20 protein-coding genes are annotated in these 20,546 nt (G+C 44.3%); 9 read left to right on the forward strand and 11 right to left on the reverse strand.

All coding sequences use genetic code 11. The annotated features are described in order from the left end of the window. Window positions 1-134 precede the first annotated feature (134 nt). Window positions 135-1,490: a flavohemoglobin expression-modulating QEGLA motif protein gene (locus tag KFE26_RS02960; protein WP_212599623.1), complete on the reverse strand. Its 1,356-nt coding sequence runs from the start codon at window positions 1,488-1,490 to the stop codon at window positions 135-137. 541 nt (window positions 1,491-2,031) lie between these two features. Continuing rightward, a complete protein-coding gene (locus KFE26_RS02965) occupies window positions 2,032-2,208 on the reverse strand; it encodes a PA3496 family putative envelope integrity protein (RefSeq protein ID WP_006079984.1) in 177 nt (58 codons plus the stop codon). Between the two features lie 324 nt (window positions 2,209-2,532). Between KFE26_RS02965 and KFE26_RS02970 the strand changes: the two genes are divergently transcribed. The 4 genes from KFE26_RS02970 to rimK all read left to right on the forward strand — a co-directional run bounded on the left by KFE26_RS02970 (window position 2,533) and on the right by rimK (window position 7,926). Next, complete coding sequence (locus tag KFE26_RS02970) at window positions 2,533-4,686, forward strand: CHASE domain-containing protein (protein ID WP_173247621.1); 2,154 nt, start codon at window positions 2,533-2,535, stop codon at window positions 4,684-4,686. Next, the gene (locus KFE26_RS02975; protein ID WP_105250317.1) at window positions 4,683-5,117 is read left to right on the forward strand and encodes a response regulator; all 435 of its coding nucleotides are present in this window, start codon (window positions 4,683-4,685) and stop codon (window positions 5,115-5,117) included. Before KFE26_RS02970 ends, KFE26_RS02975 begins: the two co-directional genes overlap by 4 nt. 9 nt (window positions 5,118-5,126) lie before the next feature. Then, window positions 5,127-6,842, forward strand: coding sequence for a putative bifunctional diguanylate cyclase/phosphodiesterase (locus tag KFE26_RS02980; protein WP_105250316.1), 1,716 nt, complete (start codon window positions 5,127-5,129; stop codon window positions 6,840-6,842). A gap of 178 nt (window positions 6,843-7,020) precedes the next feature. Continuing rightward, window positions 7,021-7,926 carry a 30S ribosomal protein S6--L-glutamate ligase gene (gene rimK, locus KFE26_RS02985; protein WP_113939182.1) on the forward strand — a complete coding sequence of 302 codons (906 nt, stop codon included), beginning with the start codon at window positions 7,021-7,023 and terminating at the stop codon, window positions 7,924-7,926. A gap of 59 nt (window positions 7,927-7,985) precedes the next feature. On the opposite strand, the gene KFE26_RS02990 is transcribed toward rimK, so the two are convergent. From KFE26_RS02990 to KFE26_RS03005, 4 genes are all read right to left on the reverse strand, one after another. Continuing rightward, complete coding sequence (locus KFE26_RS02990) at window positions 7,986-8,678, reverse strand: TorF family putative porin (protein WP_105250314.1); 693 nt, start codon at window positions 8,676-8,678, stop codon at window positions 7,986-7,988. A gap of 291 nt (window positions 8,679-8,969) precedes the next feature. Continuing rightward, complete coding sequence (locus KFE26_RS02995) at window positions 8,970-9,242, reverse strand: HU family DNA-binding protein (protein WP_006079990.1); 273 nt, start codon at window positions 9,240-9,242, stop codon at window positions 8,970-8,972. A 159-nt stretch (window positions 9,243-9,401) separates the two neighbouring features. Continuing rightward, complete coding sequence (locus KFE26_RS03000) at window positions 9,402-10,199, reverse strand: response regulator (RefSeq protein ID WP_105250312.1); 798 nt, start codon at window positions 10,197-10,199, stop codon at window positions 9,402-9,404. An 82-nt stretch (window positions 10,200-10,281) separates the two neighbouring features. Beyond that, window positions 10,282-10,662: a hypothetical protein gene (locus KFE26_RS03005; RefSeq protein ID WP_105250311.1), complete on the reverse strand. Its 381-nt coding sequence runs from the start codon at window positions 10,660-10,662 to the stop codon at window positions 10,282-10,284. A 127-nt stretch (window positions 10,663-10,789) separates the two neighbouring features. Here KFE26_RS03005 and KFE26_RS03010 point away from each other — a divergent pair, with 127 nt between their 5' ends. Beyond that, on the forward strand, window positions 10,790-11,299 hold the full coding sequence (locus tag KFE26_RS03010; RefSeq protein WP_212599624.1) for a DUF4240 domain-containing protein: 510 nt from the start codon (window positions 10,790-10,792) through the stop codon (window positions 11,297-11,299). 13 nt (window positions 11,300-11,312) lie between these two features. Here the strand turns inward: KFE26_RS03010 and KFE26_RS03015 are convergent, their stop codons facing one another. Further along, entirely contained in the window at window positions 11,313-11,627 is a 315-nt protein-coding gene (locus KFE26_RS03015) for a hypothetical protein (protein ID WP_212599625.1), read from the reverse strand. A 135-nt stretch (window positions 11,628-11,762) separates the two neighbouring features. Further along, entirely contained in the window at window positions 11,763-12,071 is a 309-nt protein-coding gene (locus tag KFE26_RS03020) for a hypothetical protein (RefSeq protein WP_105250308.1), read from the reverse strand. A 278-nt stretch (window positions 12,072-12,349) separates the two neighbouring features. Here KFE26_RS03020 and KFE26_RS03025 point away from each other — a divergent pair, with 278 nt between their 5' ends. After that, complete coding sequence (locus KFE26_RS03025) at window positions 12,350-12,874, forward strand: DUF3016 domain-containing protein (protein WP_113939176.1); 525 nt, start codon at window positions 12,350-12,352, stop codon at window positions 12,872-12,874. A 43-nt stretch (window positions 12,875-12,917) separates the two neighbouring features. Here the strand turns inward: KFE26_RS03025 and KFE26_RS03030 are convergent, their stop codons facing one another. Together KFE26_RS03030 and KFE26_RS03035 are read right to left on the reverse strand one after the other, a co-directional pair. Continuing rightward, window positions 12,918-14,675, reverse strand: coding sequence for a GGDEF domain-containing protein (locus KFE26_RS03030; protein ID WP_212599626.1), 1,758 nt, complete (start codon window positions 14,673-14,675; stop codon window positions 12,918-12,920). A gap of 165 nt (window positions 14,676-14,840) precedes the next feature. Next, entirely contained in the window at window positions 14,841-15,149 is a 309-nt protein-coding gene (locus tag KFE26_RS03035; RefSeq protein ID WP_212599627.1) for a prephenate dehydrogenase, read from the reverse strand. Between the two features lie 48 nt (window positions 15,150-15,197). On the opposite strand from KFE26_RS03035, the gene KFE26_RS03040 reads away from it, so the two are divergent. Next, window positions 15,198-16,100 carry a TraB/GumN family protein gene (locus KFE26_RS03040; protein WP_212599628.1) on the forward strand — a complete coding sequence of 301 codons (903 nt, stop codon included), beginning with the start codon at window positions 15,198-15,200 and terminating at the stop codon, window positions 16,098-16,100. 33 nt (window positions 16,101-16,133) lie between these two features. Here the strand turns inward: KFE26_RS03040 and KFE26_RS03045 are convergent, their stop codons facing one another. Further along, a complete protein-coding gene (locus KFE26_RS03045; protein ID WP_198571971.1) occupies window positions 16,134-16,907 on the reverse strand; it encodes a methyltransferase domain-containing protein in 774 nt (257 codons plus the stop codon). A 727-nt stretch (window positions 16,908-17,634) separates the two neighbouring features. Between KFE26_RS03045 and KFE26_RS03050 the strand changes: the two genes are divergently transcribed. Next, window positions 17,635-18,465: a MaoC/PaaZ C-terminal domain-containing protein gene (locus tag KFE26_RS03050; RefSeq protein ID WP_212599675.1), complete on the forward strand. Its 831-nt coding sequence runs from the start codon at window positions 17,635-17,637 to the stop codon at window positions 18,463-18,465. A 346-nt stretch (window positions 18,466-18,811) separates the two neighbouring features. Next, window positions 18,812-20,524 carry a formate--tetrahydrofolate ligase gene (locus tag KFE26_RS03055; protein ID WP_212599629.1) on the forward strand — a complete coding sequence of 571 codons (1,713 nt, stop codon included), beginning with the start codon at window positions 18,812-18,814 and terminating at the stop codon, window positions 20,522-20,524. Window positions 20,525-20,546 lie beyond the last annotated feature (22 nt).

Below are 20,546 nucleotides of genomic sequence, written 5' to 3' on the forward strand. Positions count from 1 at the left end.
GCGAGTTATCCTGCCTGTGAGTTGTATTATGAATGTAATGGTGAAGGTTTTTCTATCGAAGATTAGCGTTTAGTTTTATAAAAAGCTCACATAGTTGTGAGCTTTTTTTATTTTAAATCAATCTAGTTACTGTATTAGTCCGAGTTGTTGTCAAATTCAGTATCATCGAGTAACTCAAAGGCGGGGACGACATTTGGTACGTCTTTAAATAAGCGAGTGAAATGGCGCTGTACACCTTTCAAATCGATTCCTGCTAAACCTGATGCAAAACCAAACCAAGCATAAAGGCCACTAAAGTTATCAAACATGGGCGGTAGATATTTAGGCGTAGTTAGAATGCCCTCTTGGCAAGCTTGGTATAACACGGGGATATCTTCAATCGCCAATTTACCGAGGAATAGCATAGGGATGAGTTCAGGAAGGCCTGAGGTGATGGCGCTGCGGATAAAGTTAATGTTTTCCACATAGCCACGCACATAGGAAATATCCTTAGTGAAGAAACTGCCGCCTTCCACCATACCACCACGGAAAACCCTTTGGGTGACACGGTAACTGTCTGTCGCACTTAGATTCAATCCTCTGAAATAATTGAATACCTCTATAAAGTCAGCACCATTTTCAGCCATATCGACCGCGGCAACACGGTCACTAATTCGCCGAGCCCGTCCTGGATTTGAACTTAGCGTCAGCATTTCCAGTAAAACGGCTAGACCTTCTTGGGTTGCTGCTACGCGGGGAGAACCGACACTGAGCCAAGTGGCGTGGGGTTGAGCTCGGCCGTTTAGCGTCGTGCCGACATGCACCCAACCTTCGTGAACTTCATATACATTAAGATCCGATTCGCTGAACATTGCTTTGCTATTGAGCTTAACGGTATCGCCACCGACTGCAGCGTCAGAGACGATACCGTCACTAAGGCGTACACGCATATCATCGCTATGGAAGTACTTTTCTAAACGGTGGCTGAGCACGTTAACCGCTTCTGGCGCGCTAATAATTTTAGGGTGATGTTTATTCATGTGCCTCGCCGCGGGCAACGAGAAAATGTAGCTGAGTTTATCGCCTAACTGGCGCAAGGTATGGCGATCGCCATGCAGTTTATGGCTAGCACTGCCGTACAATTCTTGGCTGAGCTTACCAAAGGTTGGCGTGCCTCTGTTCCCCAACATATCGATGACAAGGCGATACTGATCGACGTTTGCCACTAATATTTTGCCGAGTTTGTCTCGTTTACCCAAACGTCTATGGATGTCTTGTTTTAGGGAGGCTAGCTCAGCTTGGGTTTTAACAGGATCAAAAGGTAAAGCAATGTTTTGATAAAACTCTTGCTTGATAGCCGGAAGTACCGTGCCCTTATTGGAGAGAAAACGTTCCTCCATTTCCCGCGGCCATTTAATGGCATCTAAGATTTTTATTGGCGTTTGAATGCGAATTAATTCATCGGAAAAACGGCGTAGATCTTGTTGATATTGGGCTAACGACTCAGACATTCCCGTATATCCTGCAGGTAATTTCAGCGAGAGAGATGTGGCTAATCATAGCCTTAAACCTCATTTATTCATATTGATTCGCAGGCTAGCTGAGAAAATATACCGATTAAATAAATTAGCTGTTATCGATTTTGTGAATCATTTTGGTGCACTTGTTACAATTCTAGCGCTATGTCTATGGGACATAAATAAGTAACCATCTGTTTAATAATATTTTATTGATATGACATTAAAGCTGCTTTGTTCTTGATATAGAAATAGATTGATTGGAGCAAAGCATGACAGCGATGAGTTATTTGAGTGTGTTCAGGCTGAATGCTTGTTAATCAAAACTCAAGCCGACAAGAGTGGTAAAAATGACCGTGATGACGCGATATTAAATCTGGAGGTTAGTGAGCTAGAGCAGAGTCAAACCCAGCACTGTTGGCTGGGTGAGATATTCGATTTTAGTGGGCCAAAACTCAGTGAGTTCGAAACAAATGATCACCGACTGAGATCATCATCCCATCATTTTGACCACTAGATAGCGAGATAGAATTGGCTAGAAAAAATCGTCATCTCCTAATGCACGTTTTAACTCCGCCCGCTCGAGGTAGTCTTCTAAACGCTTTTTGACTTCGCGTCTATGCTGCATTGCCTCGGCGGCTTTGCTGTTTCTTGGTGTGGTCATTGCCTCAAGTTCAGTATCGTTGGGCACGACTTCAGTAATATGAGCCATAACGAATTCCTCTTGTTGTTCCTAACGACTTTCTAACTAAAAAGAGTATGGTAGAAAAGCAAATAATTTTGTGAGTTAGGGTGAAAAATTCTTCCCGTGAGTCGGATGATTCAGCTTACCGCTGTTTTGCGTAGGCACTAGACTGCAATTGAATATTTGATTAATTTAGTTTTTGCTTATTTTGTGATTAAGAGCACGGTATCGTCATAGATATATTCGCGTTAATTCCGAGTTAAATAGTAGGATAAACTTGAATTTAGTCATAATTACAACAACACTTGTACCTGTGTTTGTTGTTAATCGTTTGCTAGGGAATTGGCTTACATGGACAAGGATCAGTTTTCTAAATCACTCCCCCCATCTAATAATATCTACTTTAGCGTGCTGAGCTCTAGCTGGCTGATGATAGTGGCTGCCTTACTTTTCATGGGGATCTCTTGGTATGTGCTTGAGCAATATCTTAGGGATAGAGGTGAAGAGCGTTTCGAAAATAGCGTTCAAGAATTAACAGAAGCCGTGAATCGCAGAATGCTTGCCTATGAGCAAGTCTTACGTGGTGGCGTTGGCTTATTATTATCCTCGAGTAATGTGACACGTCAGGAATGGCAAACTTATGTCATCAATGCTCATTTATCTGAGTATTACCCAGGTTTTCAAGGTTTTGGCTATGCTCAGTTACTTCAACCTGAAGCATTAAGTGCGCACATCCAACAAGTTCAAGCTGAAGGTTTTAAAGACTATAAAGTTTACCCAGAAGGAACGCGTGATCAGTATTGCGTGATTGTGTACTTAGAACCCTTTGATTGGCGTAATCAAAGAGCCTTGGGTTATGACATGTGCTCCGAGTCTAATCGATATAAAGCCATCACTCGCGCTATTACCACTGGACTGCCGACAGTTTCTGGCAAAGTCGTATTAGTTCAAGATACTTCTGATGATGCGAAAGCGGGCTTTTTAATGTATTTACCGCTTTATCAAGGCACCACAACAACAGAGGCTGAGCGTAAACAGCACGTGTTTGGACTTGTGTATGCAGCGTTTAGGATGGATGACCTCATGCAAGGGATTATGGGGGAGCGATTCTCAGGCTTGAAACTTGCCATTTATGAAAGTCCGCAGGCAAGCGCTGACAGTCTAATGTTTACCAGCAGCAAAGTGGCCCCGAATGAGCAGGATGTGTTTTATCACTCACAGACTGACTTAGTTGGAGGGCAGTTGTGGCGCTTAGACATTTCATCACAATCGCGTTTTATCTCGAGAGCGGAACAGACCCAAGGTATGTGGCTCCAATTTATCGGTTGTGGTTTTATTTTGGCATTGTTTTACTCAGTGTTAATTATGGCGCGTAATCGATATAAGGAGTCTTTACTGACTTCAGAGTTAATTGCTAACGAAAAACGCTTTAGATTAGTAATTGAAGCCTCTCCAAGTGCGCTATTTATGGTGGATAAATCTGGATTTATTACTTTAGTGAATACCCATGCTGAACGTTTGTTCGGCTATACCAGAGACGAGTTACTCGGTCGTTCCATCAATATGTTATTGCCCGAAACCCTAAGGGATGCTCATCAGCAGCACATGAGTAACTATTTAGTGCAGCCTATTGCGAAAAATATGTCGATGCGGGATGACCTGTTTGGCTGTTGCAAAGATGGTAGTCGACTCGCAATTGAAGTGGGATTGACGCCTATTCATTTTAGTAATGGCATTTCTATTCTCGCGACAATTAACAATGTCTCTGAACGTAAACGAATTGAAGTTCAGCGTGCAGAACATATGCTTGAGCTTGAGCGTATCAATCAAGAATTAGACAGGTTTGCCTATATTGCTTCCCATGATTTGAAATCCCCCTTACGTGGTATCGAGCAGCTAACCTCTTGGTTATCTGAGGATTTAGTCGATAACACCAATGAAAATGTACAGAAATACCTAGGGCTTATCCAAAGTCGTATTCATCGAATGGTATTATTACTCGATGGACTATTGATGTTTTCTCGGATTGGTCGTGTCGATACCGAAACCACTGAAGTGAAAAGTCGGCAACTGGTTGAAGACATGTTTGCGCTCGTCGCGCCGCCACAGGGATTTGAATTAGTCCTAAAAGGTGAATTTCCGAATTTTTATACCGTAAGACCATTGTTGGAATTAGTTATACGAAATTTAATCAGTAACGCCATAAAACATCATGACTTAGGTACAGGTGTGATTACGGTTTCATGTGAGGCGGTTGATCAGCAGTATCGATTCAGTGTGATAGATGATGGTCCGGGGATATCAAGCTCATATCATGAAAAAGTCTTCGAGATGTTTCAAACACTTAAACCAAGGGATGAAGTTGAAGGCAGTGGTTTAGGCTTATCACTTGTGAGGAAAACAGTTGAAAGTTTAGGTGGAGAGATTCAGCTCAAATCGCAGGGCCGAGGTTGTTGTTTTTGCTTTAGTTGGCCTAAGAAAATAGTGAAAAAGGAGCTTCTATGAGCGCAGCAAATCACTATCAACAGGTCACCATTTTATTGGTTGATGATGATGACGTGGATTACATGGCCGTGCAGCGGGCGATGAGACAATTGAGGTTACTCAATCCCTTAGTGCGTGCTCGGGATGGGATTGAAGCATTAACTATTCTAACTAGTTTAGACACGATCAAAGGTCCGTATCTTATTTTGCTCGATCTTAATATGCCAAGAATGAATGGGTTTGAGTTCCTTGAGCGAATACGTTCAGATCCTTCTCTTTCTTCGTCTGTCGTTTTTATGCTCACCACGTCGAGTACCGATGAAGATAGGATGAAAGCCTATAGCCATCATGTGGCTGGTTACATGGTTAAAACTGATATGAAAGACGGTTTTAACAATATTTTTAATATGCTTGAAGGTTATTGGCGAATAGTGGAGCTCCCATCCGCATAAGGTGAGTATATGGATTTACTACTGATCGATGATGATGAAGTTGATAGAACTGCGATCATCCGAGCACTCAGACAGTCAAAGTTGACTTTTAATGTGGTCGAAGCAAATTGTGCATTTGATGGTTTAAATCTCGCATTAGAACGTCATTTTGACGGTATTCTATTGGATTATTTATTACCCGATGCTAATGGCTTAGAAGTGTTGATCAAGCTCAATGCCATGACGCAAGACCAGACCGTAGTCGTTATGCTGAGTCGCTATGAAGATGAGAAACTGGCTCAGCGCTGTATTGAACTAGGGGCACAGGACTTCTTGCTTAAAGATGAGGTCAACTCGCGGATACTAACCCGTGCAATTCGTTATGCGAAACAAAGATCTTCAATGGCGTTGGCGTTACGCAATAGTCACCAAAAACTAAAAGAGCTGGCTGAACACGATTCGTTGACTAAGCTGGTTAATCGCTATGGTTTTGAACTTTGTCTTAATCGAGCGATAGCAAGGGCCAAACGTTGTCACGACTATTTAGCCGTTATCTTGCTCGATTTAGATGATTTTAAAGCGATCAATGACACTCTAGGCCATCAGACGGGCGATATTCTTTTAGTTAAAGTAGCCGCTCGATTAAGTGAAGTACTAAGAGATGGCGACATTATTGCCCGTTTAGGTGGGGACGAATTTGTCGTGCTAGTCACTGATAATGATTATAAATATTTCCCTATGATTGTGGCTAATCGATTGCTCAAAGTGTTTGAGGACGTGTTTTGTCTCGGTGATAACGATGTGCTTATTGGTGCCAGTATCGGTGTGGCTTTTTATAATGAAGCGGCTTCGAATAGTTCTGAGCTGATGAAATGTGCCGATATTGCCATGTATCGCGCTAAAAAAATGGGCCGAAACCAGATTCAGTTCTACTCAGAAGCTTTAGATAAAGAGGTGCGTTACCGTAATCATATCGAGTCGAGTTTGCGTACTGCCTTAAAAAGAAATGAATTTAAGGTTCATTATCAAGCGCAAGTGAATGCGAAAACCCATCAGCTGGTGGGGATGGAAGCCCTTATCCGATGGCAGCATCCTGTAGACGGCATTATCACCCCAGATCAATTTTTACCCATAGCCGAAGAGATCGGATTAATGGAGGACATTGATGATTGGGTGCTTGAACAAGCCTGTATTCAGGCACAGGTTTGGTTAACCCAATTACAGCCAACAGGGAGAGAATTTACCATTGCCGTTAACCTGTCTGCATCGCAAATTGGAAATGAGAACCTGTTTGATAAAATAGCGAATACGCTGACGAAGACAGGACTTCCTGCTGTAGCATTAGAGCTTGAAATTACTGAGAATTGCCTTATTGAAGATCCCCATGAACATGCCAAAATGCTCGATAGAATCGCAGAGTTAGGGGTGCGTTTTGCCCTCGATGATTTTGGGACGGGTTTTTCGTCCTTAGAACATATCAAATTGTTTCCCATTAGCGTGCTGAAAATCGATAAAAGCTTTGTCGCTTCCTATGATAAGGATGATAAAGACACTCGTTTGCTCGCTGCATTGCTTAACTTCGCCCATGGGTTTAATGTCATATCAGTAGCTGAGGGCGTTGAAACAATTGAGCAGGCTGAGTTTTGTACTTCTCGCCATTGTACTGTATTACAAGGTTATTTATTTTCTCGTCCCTTAGATGCAACGGAGTTTGAGGCTAAGTATATTTTGCCGCTGTTAATTTAAACGAGTTCCGAATGTGATAGGTCTTGAAGTATTTCATTAGCATAATGATTTCGTCTGGTGAGGAATATTTTCTTGCTTTACACTGAGCAATAGACAAATATCAGCCCCTTTTTCTGTCGCTGTGCTTTTGGTGCCGCAGAACGGTTTATTCACTCATGCTTAAGTTGGTCACTCAGCAATGAAAATAGGTATTTTATCCCAATTCCCCCAGTTGTATTCAACACAACGCTTAGTCGCGGCTTGCCAAAGTCGTGGACATGAAGCGGTCGTGATCAATACGCTGAATTGCTACATGAATATTAATTCTATTAAACCTAGCATTCATTATGAAGGTACTGAATTAGTTGGGTTTGATGCCATCATTCCGCGTATTCATGCTAGCGTGACTTTTTATGGTTGTGCCGTTGTACGTCAGTTTGAAATGATGGGCGTATATGCCGCGAATGATTCAATCTCCATTGCGCGTTCGCGGGACAAATTGCGGGCACTGCAACTACTTTCCCGCAAAGGGATTGGCATGCCAGTGACGGGTTTTGCCAATAAGCCAAATGATATCCCAGATCTCATCAATATGGTGGGTGGCGCTCCGTTAGTCATTAAATTACTCGAAGGTACTCAAGGGATTGGTGTCGTACTCGCTGAAACTAAAACGGCTGCTGAGAGCGTGATTGAAGCATTCTTGGGGCTCAAAGCGAATATCTTAGTGCAGGAATACATTAAAGAATCCAATGGTAGTGATATTCGTTGTTTTGTTGTCGGTGACAAGGTTGTTGCTTCGATGAAGCGTCAAGGCCCCGAGGGTGATTTCCGCTCAAATCTGCATTTAGGTGGTTGTGGTGAGGTGGTAAAAATCACCTCTGTTGAGCGTAAAATGGCTATTGCCGCAGTGAAGGCGATGGGATTGGTTGTCGCGGGAGTAGATATTTTACGTTCTAACCGTGGCCCACTGATCCTTGAGGTTAATTCGGCGCCTGGCATTGAAGGGATTGAGCAAACAACAGGGATTTCAGTGACTGAGCCCATTGTTGAGTATATCGAGAAAATGGTTGCGGCCCGTAAAACGAACAGGTCAATTATTGCCTAGTAGGTGATGGTGATAAAACGACGCCACTTTTTAAGGTGGCGTTTTGTTATGCTTAGAGCCTATAGATCAAAACTGTAGGAATATCCGAGTACTAGTTTGGCATCATCATCGGTGAGATCGGTATCTGAGACCATAAATGACACTGTGCCTATGCTGGTATCTGCACTGAGAGTCACGTTATAGTCGGCATAATTATCTTCGCCAAACCAAGATTGGACGACATCACCGTTTGAGTAACCATAGTGCACTGATAAACTCAGCTTTTCAGTGAGAGGAACGGATACCGTCGCGGCAAGATAACTGAGATCTTTATTATCTAAAGGATCGGCGGCCAGATCGTCACCGGCATTGATGACTTGGGAGTAAGCAAGTTCGAGCCATTTCCACGTGACAGCAGCATGGAGCTCACCAAAATCAATACTGCCTGGCGCGTCTGGATAGGCGTAGTAGAGATAGCCAAAGTCGTAGCTGATGTCTTCGGTAATACTGCCGCCATAACCCGCATATAGATCAAGCTCGTAGCTAGTATCATCACCAAAATCCACATTCGATGCCCAAGTTCCCGCATAAAATCCAGAATCGTGGCTGTAGTCAAGGCCACCTTGGATTGCGACCGCATCTTTAGTTTGGGTCGCACCGCGCCATAGATAATTAGAGGTACCGCCAATGTTGCCTGATACGGCTGCAAAGGCGTTGCCTGCCAGTAACATTCCCGTCGATAAGGCCAAAACGCTGTACAGTGATTTCTTCATGCTCATCCCCTCGATTGACTTATTTATCGATTCACCATTGGCACACTCAAAGTCAGCTGTGTTCATTAGTGCATCTTGGTTTTTTTCTAAGGAAGGATTTGCTAATCACATGCCACTATTACAATGTCATATAAAACAAGGTATTAGAACTCACAATGTTAATTAAATGTTTTTATTTGCCAGTTTGTGGGGCAGAGGCGCACTTTTGTTGTGCAAAAAATATTCAGTGCTTCACTGGGGTTGGGCAAAAAAAACGCCTCACAATGGAGGCGTTGTATTGAATTTTATAACTTAGTTTACGCTGTCACGTAGGGTTTTACCCGCTTTAAACTTAGGCACTGTCGCTTCAGCAATTTGAATTTCTTTACCCGTTTGTGGGTTACGGCCAGTGCGAGCGGCACGAGTCGCTGTTTCAAAAGAACCGAAACCTACGATGGAGATTTTGTCACCATTTTTCATTGATTCGGTAATAGCTGCTTCAAAAGACTTCAATGCGCGTGCTGCTTCTACTTTCGTTAGATCGGCATTTTCTGCAATTTTGGCGATTAGTTCAGTTTTGTTCATTTTTATTGTCTCTTCTTTCCGTAGATTTATTTGAAATAAGCGTGCCTAACATGCCATAAGGTTTAACACTTGGAAAGCCTTTTGCGTCTAGCGTGCAGCAGGATGTTCAGTAAAGCGCAGAATATTTACTCAGTTCGTGACTTAAGTTTTATTCTGGTTTTATTCTTCTAACAGTTGATAGAGTAATTTTTTAACAAGTTTGGGTTCAAAGGGTTTGTCACATAAGGCATTTACACCCGCTTGGGACACATTGCTGAGGTGGGTATCGTTGGCTTCGGAAGACACCATCAAGATGGGAATGTGCGATTGTTGGCTTTCATTGCGGATAAATTGTGTCAAAGCTAGCCCATCTACACTCGGCATATTGTAATCAGTGATCACTAAGTCGAACATATTGTGTTTCATTAACGCTATGGCTTGCGCGCCATCCTCGGCCTCGGTAATTAGCTTCATCCCTAAGTTACCAATCGTACGTTTAATGACGTTTCTTGCCATACGGCTATCATCGACCACTAATACGCGCACATCTTGTACATCGAAATTACTCAGGTCGAGTTCATCGTGGCTGAGTAAATCAATCGTGGCATTCAATGCTGTACCTAAATGGTCGGCACTGAAGGGTTTAGGTAGAATCGCTACTACACCCGATTGGCGGAATATTTCAAGTTGCTCACGGCGGCACTCACTCGAGACCAGCATAAATTGGATATCTTTGCAGTCAGCGTTGGCCCTTAAGTAGCCCAAGAGATCGATGGCAGTGCCATCATCGAAATGCATGGCGCTCGCAATAAGGTCAGGTTTATGGCGAGCAATAATATCTTTAGCCGCTTCTATGTTTTCTGCGGTTTGAATGCTGAGAATGCCTTCTTGTTGTAAGCGCTGAATAATAATTCGACGCTGTGTCTCTGAAGGTTCTACTAAAAGAATGGAAAGTTCGCTGGGCGATAAATGGCTCATAGTTTACTTCAAGTTAAGAGTCGTAAGTATTTTACTGGGTCGCTAAGCTACGCTATTGATAACAGCTTAGCAACAAAGTCCATTACTGAGTTTGGCGGGTCAAATAGTGTCTCGTGACCTTAGAAAATGCGATCCAATACTGCACGAGTAAAATAACAATAATGCTCACTGTGAGTGGCAACATAGGAATGTTGTGGCCAGAAACAACCACTTTTACATCCTCAGGGGTAATGCGATAGGCAATAATTGCTGTAATCCCCAGAGCCGAGAATCCTAAGGTTTGCATGCCAATATAAATCTTCAACACTAAGCTAGACCACGGCGCGCGTATGAGTATGCCAACGAGCACGGGGAGGACACCTAGGGTGAATACATCAAGGGATTGAGTCATCACAGTACGCCAAAGTGCAGCAATGCTGAAGAGGCAATATAACGTGATCAGTAGTATAAGACGTTTAGGCATAGATTGAAGTGCACACCAGTAGCAAAGAAGATGAGCAAGTGTAGGAAATGCCCTAATCCGAGTCCAGTATAACCGTAATATCGTGTAGAATATGCCTTTTTGCTAGAGGCTCTAATAGGTGACGTTTATGACAGAAGTTGAGTTTTGGGGTTTAGTCACGCGAATGGAAGCGGCGCAATCACAGGAGTCTTTGACTCAAGCACTGAAGCAGAAACTTGCCGAATTGAGTAATGAAGAGTTAAAAGCTTTCGATAAAATCTTTGGTCAGCAGATGCGCCGTAGTTATCTGTGGTCTGTTTGGGGGGCGGCTTACATTATTACGGGTTGTGATTCTGAATATGCTTTTGCCGAGTTTAGGTGTTTTTTGATTTCGCTTGGTAAAGAAATTTTCGAAGGTGTGGTTAATCAGCCTGACACCCTAGCACGTTTAGTCGCTTGGCCAGAGCGAGATGCCTATGCTTACCCTTTTGTAGATGAATACGACCTTATCGCAGGGCAATTATACGAAGATAGAACCGGTGAGGAACTGCCCTTTATGCCATCGGGCAAGGCGACGCCCGTGGGTAAAAAATTTAGCACTAAGCCCAAGGATTTAAAGCTGCAATACCCTGAGCTGAGTGCCCGTTTTCCATTTTAATCTTGGCAATACCTTACGAGCGTAAGCAAGCGTTGGTAGTGACATCGAAGGTCATGCCGTATTTAGGGCAGATGTCGCTCATAAACTCATGTTCTTGCGCGGTTAATTGTTGACTAAAATCTTGCTTAAGCAGCTCTGTCATTTGATGTTCAGCCGCATTTTGCGCCTGAGCCAATTTGTTCAAATGAACAGTAACAGCTTGTTGCTGGCTGATGGTCAATGGTGCGGCATGGCTTGAAAGGCTGATACTCGTTCCAATTGTCAGCAGTGCCAATAAAGCGAGTTTTCGTGAATATGGGTTGAATAGATAAGCCGTTTTTAGGTTCATAGGTAAGCTCCAAGTTAAAAATTACGTTTAACACGTTAGTTCTAAATCGTGCATCCTTAGACGGTAAAGAAAACGAGTTTTACTGTGAGGAGCTGAGTTTATTGTATAAATATTGAACCTATGCTGAATGGTTAGTTAGTGCTCATTCTTCATTTCTTCGCATTGAAATCCTTGCTTACGAGTATCGAACTGGCACATAGATCCACATTCCCAAGGCACATTGTCGTAGAAGGCAGATTGTTCGCGTGCAAAATCGCGGCAGGTATTATAGCTGTCAAAGTTATCAGTTTTTTTATACTTTCCTGAATCATAGCCATGGTTGTAGATAAAGGCTGACCAAGTTTTAGGGCCAGTATTTTTGTCACTCGGGGAGATAAACCAAATCGCACTTACGACGCAGGTAAACAGGATAAGAATGAACACAGGTACAACAGGGAATTTCATTTTTTATTAAGTGGGCAATGTAAACAATAGCGGAAGGATAACGCTTTTTTTGTCGTTATGCGCGTGAAATGTTCACAAATTGATAACTATGCACTTACTTGGTGCAATTCCGATACAAAAAGATACGTATCGGTTGTGATGGTTAAATAATATTTACTCAATTATACAAAAGCTTACGGCACATTTGCTGTACTTATATCAGTTTTGCGTTAAGCTCTAGTTCAGGTTAGATTTTGTACTGTGGTTCTCAGAAAGTTATTTAGGCCTTGGAGGCAAACATGAAAATTCAGTCCCTTTTACTCGCAGGTGTATTAAGTTGCAGTGCGGCTTGGGCGGCCGATGAAGCGCCTGTGGATCCCGTCACCGAAGATGGTGTGGTTAAAATTGTTTGGCAAAGTCCTAAAGATTATCGCGATATAAAATCATCAGGGGAGCTCCAATCCCGTTATGAGAAACGCTTATTTGAGACCTTAACTGAAAACATCAATAAAGAAGCTGCGAAGATTTTAAAGCCAAATCAAAAGCTTGAAATGACCATTACCGATGTTGATCTTGCGGGTGATATGCGTCCAACATTTGGTGCGACCGCCAATGATTTACGCATTATCAAAGACATTTATCCGCCACGTATGACTTTTTCTTATCAAGTCATGGAAAACGATAAAGTGATTATCGCGGGCGATGAAAAACTGTCGGATATGGGGTTTATGGGTGGGATCCAATCTTTAAATGATAAACCTTTTATGTATGAAACCAAAATGTTAACCGAGTGGTTAAAGAAGACGATTGCACCACAACTTTAATATCTCATATCGGTCGCTAATGCTGAGGATTTAAGCTGTTTAGCTATGCCGTTAGGGCCTGAGTGTCGATAATTAGATTATTTTCTAACAGGTAAAATCCGTTATTTGCGGATTTTGCCTGTTTTTTTGCCCTAGCGCTTAAGGTCGATAGACTATGTTCATGGGCGTTAAAGGTGAGTGCTGGTGGTAAAATGCCTACACACAGACTGATCAATTGATGGTAACAGGCTTCACCTTTTCTATCGTCGGCGAGCATTTCTTGGGCCAGCCAGTGCTCGGCGCTATAAAACAAATGCTTATGGGTTTCAAAATCCGCTAGAATTCGCTGGCAACGGCTGATCATATGCTCACAGGTGCTGATAATTACAAAGTCATCGCCGCCGACATGGCCAACAAAGCAATTGTCGCTTTTATACTTCAGTAACAGATTCGCCACTTCACAAATCACTTCATCGCCACGGCAAAATCCATAAATATCGTTATAAGGCTTAAAGTTACACAGATCAAAATAGGCTAGATAAAAATGTTTCTTTTGGATCTTAAGGCGTTTTAATTCCTCTTGAATGGGCACATTGCCCGGCAAGTCTGTCAGAGGATTCGCATGGCGGGCCATCTTAATTCTGTGCTCTGTGATCCTTTGCAGTAAATCTTTGGTGTGACCTATGCCGAGTAGTTTACCACGGCGAAGGATAATGAACTGTTGCGCGACCGTATTAGCACTCTCTGAGGTCAGTAATTGACTTACGGTGGATAAAGGTTCGTTGGCCTCAATCTGGATGACTTGCGGGTCCATCACTTCACTCACAGCATGATTTTCATGTAAGGCGCGACCATAGGGTGTGCTGAAGAGTTCAAGTAAGGTCGCACGGCTGATAATACCTAGTGGCAACAGGTTATCGACCACTACAACAGCCTGTAATGCAGGTTGCGAGATAAAGGTGTCACTTAAAAATTTGAGTTTAAGCGTGGGCGCTACGGTTATGGCGCTCGTGCACAGGCTCTCGGCCGATTCGCTGTATCTAGGTTGAATTTGAGTATTGCTCGGCACTAAGGTCGCTTTCATCGCGCGGCAGGGGAGCACTTCTGGACGACCGAGTAAGTAGCCTTGGCAATAGACGATACCCAGTTGTTTGAGTACGGCTAATTCCTCTTGCGTTTCAATTCCTTCGGCTATCACTTTGCAGGTTAAGCTTTGGCATAACTCCACAATCGAGCGGACAAATTCCTGTTTGACGGGAGTCGAATCAATCTGATGGATAAAGTGACGGTCGATTTTGACATAGTCGGGTGACAATTCTGACCAGAGTCTCAGACCCGAATAACCTGCACCTAAGTCATCGATCGCCGTTAAAAAACCTTGGCTACGATAGTGATTCAAGCAGGATTTGAGTAAATCGATATCATCGGCGGGGTATTGCTCTGACAGTTCAATCACAACCTGTGATGGCGCTATGCCGAGTTGTTGCAGCAGTTGTAAGGTCATGCCCTTGGGGTGGGCGGGATCTAATAATGCCTTAGGCGAGATATTGATAAACAGCTTGCCTTGAAACTGGCGCAACTTAAATTGCTCGAGTGAAATACGGCGACAAAGGGTTTCTAGCTCGCTTAATTTACCTTGATGTTCGGCGGTCTGAAATAGCGGGACTGGGGAGTATAACGGGCTGTGTTCAGGGCCACGGCTTAATGCCTCAAAACCATGAATTTTATGTTCTAATATATTGAAAATTGGCTGAAATAAGGGACTGATTGCCGCTTTAGAGATTATTTTATCGAGCTCTTTAGCCAGATCTAAACTTGTCATTACTTCAGCCCCTTCGTCTATGTGAGCGGAGTCTATGACTTAGAAATGACAAAATGATGACAGTTTTGGGGAAGCTTAGTGCTATCTATCTGTGTTGGTGGGCTTGATTAGATATGCCATGGAAAGAGCTGAAATCTAAGGTGAGTTTCAGCTCCTAATCTCGGTTTAGCTTTGCTTTTTAAAGGCCTGCAATGTTTGCAGTAATGTGCCTAACTGACGTACATAGGTTTCGAGTTCTTTAGGATCGAGCGTTTGATGTTCTTCCATGCGAGTTAAGTCATCGACCAACTCTTGCACATAGGGCAGAAAGCGATTACTCGAAGCGATAAAACCTTGTTCTGCCGTGAATATGCTGGTGAAGTTTCCATGGCCAGCTTTCTTTAGCTCATCTAACTTAGCGTCGGCGTCTATGGCTTGGCGATAGGCGATTTGAAGATTTTCTTTCAGTTGCTCTATAACCTTGGTATGTGGCATAACAGCGTCTCATTGCAAAATTTGCAGGAATTATAAGGGGCAAAGGATATGGCAACAAGCCAATGGCGACTAATTGCATCAATCAGTTTTCTGGCGTTAGCGGGTTTGAGCGCAAAAGTGGTGGGTGCAGAAACCGATAAACCACCATTTTATCAAGTGCAATGGCAAGGCAAGAGTGCGTATTTGCTAGGTTCGATTCATATTGGACGTGCCGACTTTTATCCTTTACCCACCCAAATTGAAACCGCGTTGGGTAAAGCTAAGGGCTTAGTCGTAGAAGTCGATATCAATAAAGTCGATAGCACCGCTTTACTGCAACAATACGGCCGCGCCGATAAAACTAAGGGTTTAGATTGGCAGAGCCGAGATAAGCAAACGGTCGAGAGCATGACGCCCTATTGCGCGGCCACGGCAAATGTTTGCCAGTCGATTCAATCTTTCGCACCTTGGCTGCAGGCTACTCAAGTTAACTTATTGCGTTATAACGACTTAGGTTACAGCACGGATTATGGCGTTGATATGCAGTTGATGGCTCGATATGCGACTTTGCCTGTGTATCCGTTGGAAACCGCCGAGTCACAATTTCAATTGTTAGCGTCTTTTAATAGTCAAGAGCAGTGGTCTATGGTGCGTGAGGCGATTAGTGCATCGGATGCGGAGCTTTTATCGTTAATAACGGCTTGGCGTTCAGGTAATGAAACTGAGCTTGATTCCATAATGCAGGAGCAAATGGGCGGCGAGGGCGACACTAAAATGCTAGAGAAAATCCTCTGGCAGCGAAACCATGTGATGGCCGATGGCATTATAAAATTAATGGGCTCGACTGATGTGACTTCACCTTTGTTTGTGGTGGTTGGTGCTGGCCATGTGGTAGGGGATAAAAGCGTGGTGCAATTGCTAGAACAAGCAGGCGCCAAAGTGAGCGCCTGCTGGAAACAGGCTTGTCAGTAATCGTTTAGGCAGCGCGTTTGTAACGACGCGCGTTCACACTGCAAAGCTTTGCCCTAAAAAGTGCACATATCGGCCGAGGGAAATATAGGGTTCGCGTTGCGAGTACTCCAGCTCCATTTGTAGCAGCTTATGATAGTCGAAATCCGCGGGCTGACTCTTTTTCAAATAGTCGTGGATGACACGCACGCCAGACTGGCTGATGAGTGACATTTGCCATTCGCTAAACCAATCTTTAACTTCTTGAATATAAAGTGGATGAGTAGGAGTTAGTCGCACTTTCTTCTTCACTTTTAAATCAGCGGCGACATAATCGAAATTGCCCGACACTAAAGCATGAAAGCGCATGGCTTCTTTGTTGTAAAACATCAAAGAGAATAATCCGCCGGGTTTTAGCATAGTAAGTAAACCCGCTACTGTGGGCTTAGCATCCGTTAACCATTCGACGACCGCATGACACAGTATGATATCGAAATAGCCATGGTTATCGACCGATAATGCTTGGATAGGCGCATGGATAAGCTGGATAGCTAATGGTTCAGGTGAGGCATCAATTTGTTCTTTGGCTTGAGCCAGCATCTCAGCAGAGATATCGCAGAGTACAACTTCGTGGCCGAGGCGCGCTAATCTTTGGCTAAAGTAACCAAAACCACCGCCCGCATCTAATACTCTGAGTTTTTTATCCCCCAGTTTTGCCAGCGCGGGGACGAGGTCGCGCCATAGCACTGCGGCACGAATTTCGCCCTTGGGCGTACCATAGATGTTTTTCGCAAATTTTTGCGCGAGCTTATCAAAATTCTTATCTTGCACGTGATAACTAGGTTAAGGAGAGTGGAACGATAGTGTGGCACAGTCGTAAATTTTTCGCACTCTGGAGATGTTATTGCCGAGTTGAGATGGATAAATTTGCATCGTTAATTTTTAATCTATTGATTTTATTAGTAGTAATTATTCCTACTAAACTTAGGGATACACAGAACTCAGTGCTCTGGGTTATAATCACGCCGTTTTCGCCAAACCTGACTCTATATACCCAAGCGACCTGAAGATACGAGTTTCAGAGCGCCTAGGGTGCTTCAATTCAAGGCGCATCAATGACAGAATGTCGGCCACCTTTTGAATTGATGCAACACGGAAGTGAAGTGCCCTAGGCGCTCCGTCCCGGCGGGTTTTAACGCACTTTATGCTGTGTTGGTTATTTTGAACTTAGTCCACTAGGTCCGCAAATAACCGCAATCGCCATGGATGGCGTGAATGCCATTTATGCAGGAGCAATAAAGGGCCTTGCCTAAAGTGCGTTAAATTCCCGCTGAATCCTGCATTTTCAGGTTGTTTGGGTATAGTTGTCCATTCGGAGAGTCAGCATCAGCCCTTATTAAGACGCAGCACTGCCTGTTTTACACTCGTTATCAGCTTGATTGATCAGACGTTACTCGTCTGTGCGGGGTAATTTATGGCAATGTATTTTTGTGCCAAGGGATAGTTAATTAAAAGGTACTCAGACTTGAATAATGCATATTGTGTTGAATTGAACGCGATGCCGTCGCTGTTTTCTCTTTATCGCAAGATCTTCTTTGGCCGTAAGCCAGGTTGGGATCAACAGTCGTTGCCCCAAATCAAGGTGACCGCGCCGCATGTGACTGTGTCTGAAGCTAAAGTAAGCCAATATGCGCAGGTGTGTGGTTTTCAATTTGACGGTAAAGTTTTACCGCCAACCTATCTCTACGTGATGGCATTTCGCCTGCATGCGGTGATCTTTACCCACGATGGGATCACTTTCCCACTGCTTGGGATGATCCACCTTAAGAACCGCATTCAAGTGTATCGGCCTGTGACGGTTGACGAGACTTTCTCCCTCGAGTGCGCCTTGACCACGAGCCGCGAGACGGATTCTGGCTTAGAGTTTGAATTTGTGTCTAAGGCGTTTGTCGGTGAAGAACTCGTCTGGGAATCGTTATCCACCTATTTATATCGTATCGATGTTGCTGGGCGTCGCGTTCGCCCACCTAAAGCCATTGATATGGCATGGGAAACACCACAAAGCTGGAGTTTGAGTGAAGATTTAGGTCGTCGTTATGCTAAGGCATCTGGCGACTATAACTTGATCCATCTGCATCCTGTGCTTTCAAAGCGTTTTGGCTTTGATCGAGTGCTCGCCCATGGCATGTGGTCTAAGGCCCGTTGTTTAGCAGAGTTGATGCCAAGTATTGGCGATCGTCCATTCACTGTGGATGTGACCTTTAAGCTGCCACTCTTGATGCCTGCCGATGTTGGATTTGGCTATGAGCAGAATGCCGATAATATGGTATTTGAATTACGTGACAGCAAAGGCCGTCGCCCCCATTTAAGTGGCGATGTGCAGTTTTAAGCCGCACTCAATAATACATATAACAACGGCGCCTTCTGGCGCCGTTGTTGTTTATGGTTGTTGCTTTTGAGAAACAAAAATCAAGGTACGCTGTGACCCATAGATGCCTGCCAGATACTGAACTATTGCTGGCGATCGAGTCGGAGCTCATTGGAGGCAACGGCACTCTTTATCCGCTCGGACGCAGGGCAGATTATTTGATGCAGATTAAGGAATCGCTCATTAACCCTTTCGATGGCTATATATCTTAAAGCCAATCACCTAATATCCGCCCTATTCAATGAGTGTTGTGCTTAGCAACCCCTCATACTAAACCAAAGCGTATTTGAAAGGGAGAAATCGACGCATGCTGACAGATATGGATATTTCGAATCGCGCTAGCCTAAAAGACATTAATGAACTGGGCGCCGACTTAGGTCTATTACCCGAAGAGATGATGCAATTTGGTCACACTAAAGCCAAGGTCGAGCTCAGTGTGTTGCAGCGTTTAGCTGGGCAGCGCAAAGGCAAATTGATTATCGTCACCGCAGTCACGCCTACGCCTCACGGTGAAGGTAAAACGGTGACTAGCATTGGCTTAACGCAATCGTTAAATGCCATAGGTAAAAAGGCCTGTGCCTGTATTCGCCAGCCCAGCATGGGGCCTGTATTTGGGGTGAAAGGTGGTGCTGCGGGTGGCGGTTATGCGCAAGTGGTGCCCATGCAGGAGATGAATTTGCATCTCACGGGTGATATTCATGCCGTGAGCAGTGCCCACAATTTAGGGGCTGCGGCGATTGCGGCGCGGCTATTTCATGAAGCGCGCTTAGGTAAGGCGGAATTTGAGGCGCAATCTGGGCAAGCGTTTTTGAATATCGATCCTAGAGAGATCCGTTGGCACCGAGTGGTCGATCACAACGATCGCTGTCTTAGGCAAATCCAGGTGGGCTTAGGCGATAATAATGGCCCAGAGTACGCATCCAGTTTTGATATCACCGCCGCCTCTGAGTTAATGGCGATTTTAGCCTTAAGTCATAATTTGGCAGATATGCGGGCGCGGATCGGTCGTCTAGTGCTGGCGTTAAATACCCAAGGGCAAGTGATTACCGCCGAAGACTTAGGTGTCGCTGGTGCGATGACGGCCATCATGGCGGATGCGATAAAGCCGACGTTAATGCAGACTTTAAATGGTTCACCTTGCCTGATCCATGCGGGACCCTTTGCCAATATTGCCCACGGTAATTCATCCATTATTGCTGATGATATTGCCCTCAGACTGGCGGATTTTGTGGTGACTGAAGCTGGTTTTGGATCAGATATGGGCTTTGAAAAGTTCTGTAATATCAAAGTGCGTCAATCGGGTCAGGTGCCGGCCGCCGCTGTGCTGGTCACCACCTTAAAAGCGCTGAAGGCCAATAGTGGTTTGGTGTCTGAGTCAGATATCAATCTACCAGATCAGGCTCGACTTGAAGCGGGCTTTGCAAATTTAAACTGGCATATCAATAATGTGGCTCGCTATGGTATTCCTGTGGTGGTTGCCATTAACCGTTTCGCCACTGATACTGATGCCGAGTTGCAATGGCTAACTGAAGCCGTCAACGCGAGCAGCGCCTTTGGCTGTGAGGTCAGCGATGCTTTTAGCCAAGGGGAGGCGGGCGCTATCGCCTTAGCGCAGACTGTGGTTCGCGCCGCTGAAACCGAGAGTCAGTTCAAGCTGTTATATTCAGATGAAGCCTCATTGGAGGCTAAGTTATCCACCTTAGCCGAGGTGGGGTATGGCGCAGCGGGCGTTAGCCTTTCTATCGAGGCCAAACAACAGGCGCAGCAGCTGACCGTATTAGGTTATGGGCATTTGCCCCTGTGTATGGCCAAAACGCCGTTATCAATTAGTCACGATCCTAGCTTAAAGGGCGTTCCTCAGGACTTTGAGATCCCAGTGCGGGATTTAGTCTTGCATGCTGGTGCGGGGTTTATTACCGCCTTGGTGGGGAATGTGATGACTATGCCAGGACTTGGGCTAAAACCGGGTTACTTAAAAATTGATATTGATGCGCAAGGTGAGATAGTCGGCTTAGGCTAACACTTGATGCAGAGATTGATAG

The organism is Shewanella sp. M16, assembly GCF_018224605.1.
GTDB classification, from domain to species: domain Bacteria; phylum Pseudomonadota; class Gammaproteobacteria; order Enterobacterales; family Shewanellaceae; genus Shewanella; species Shewanella oncorhynchi.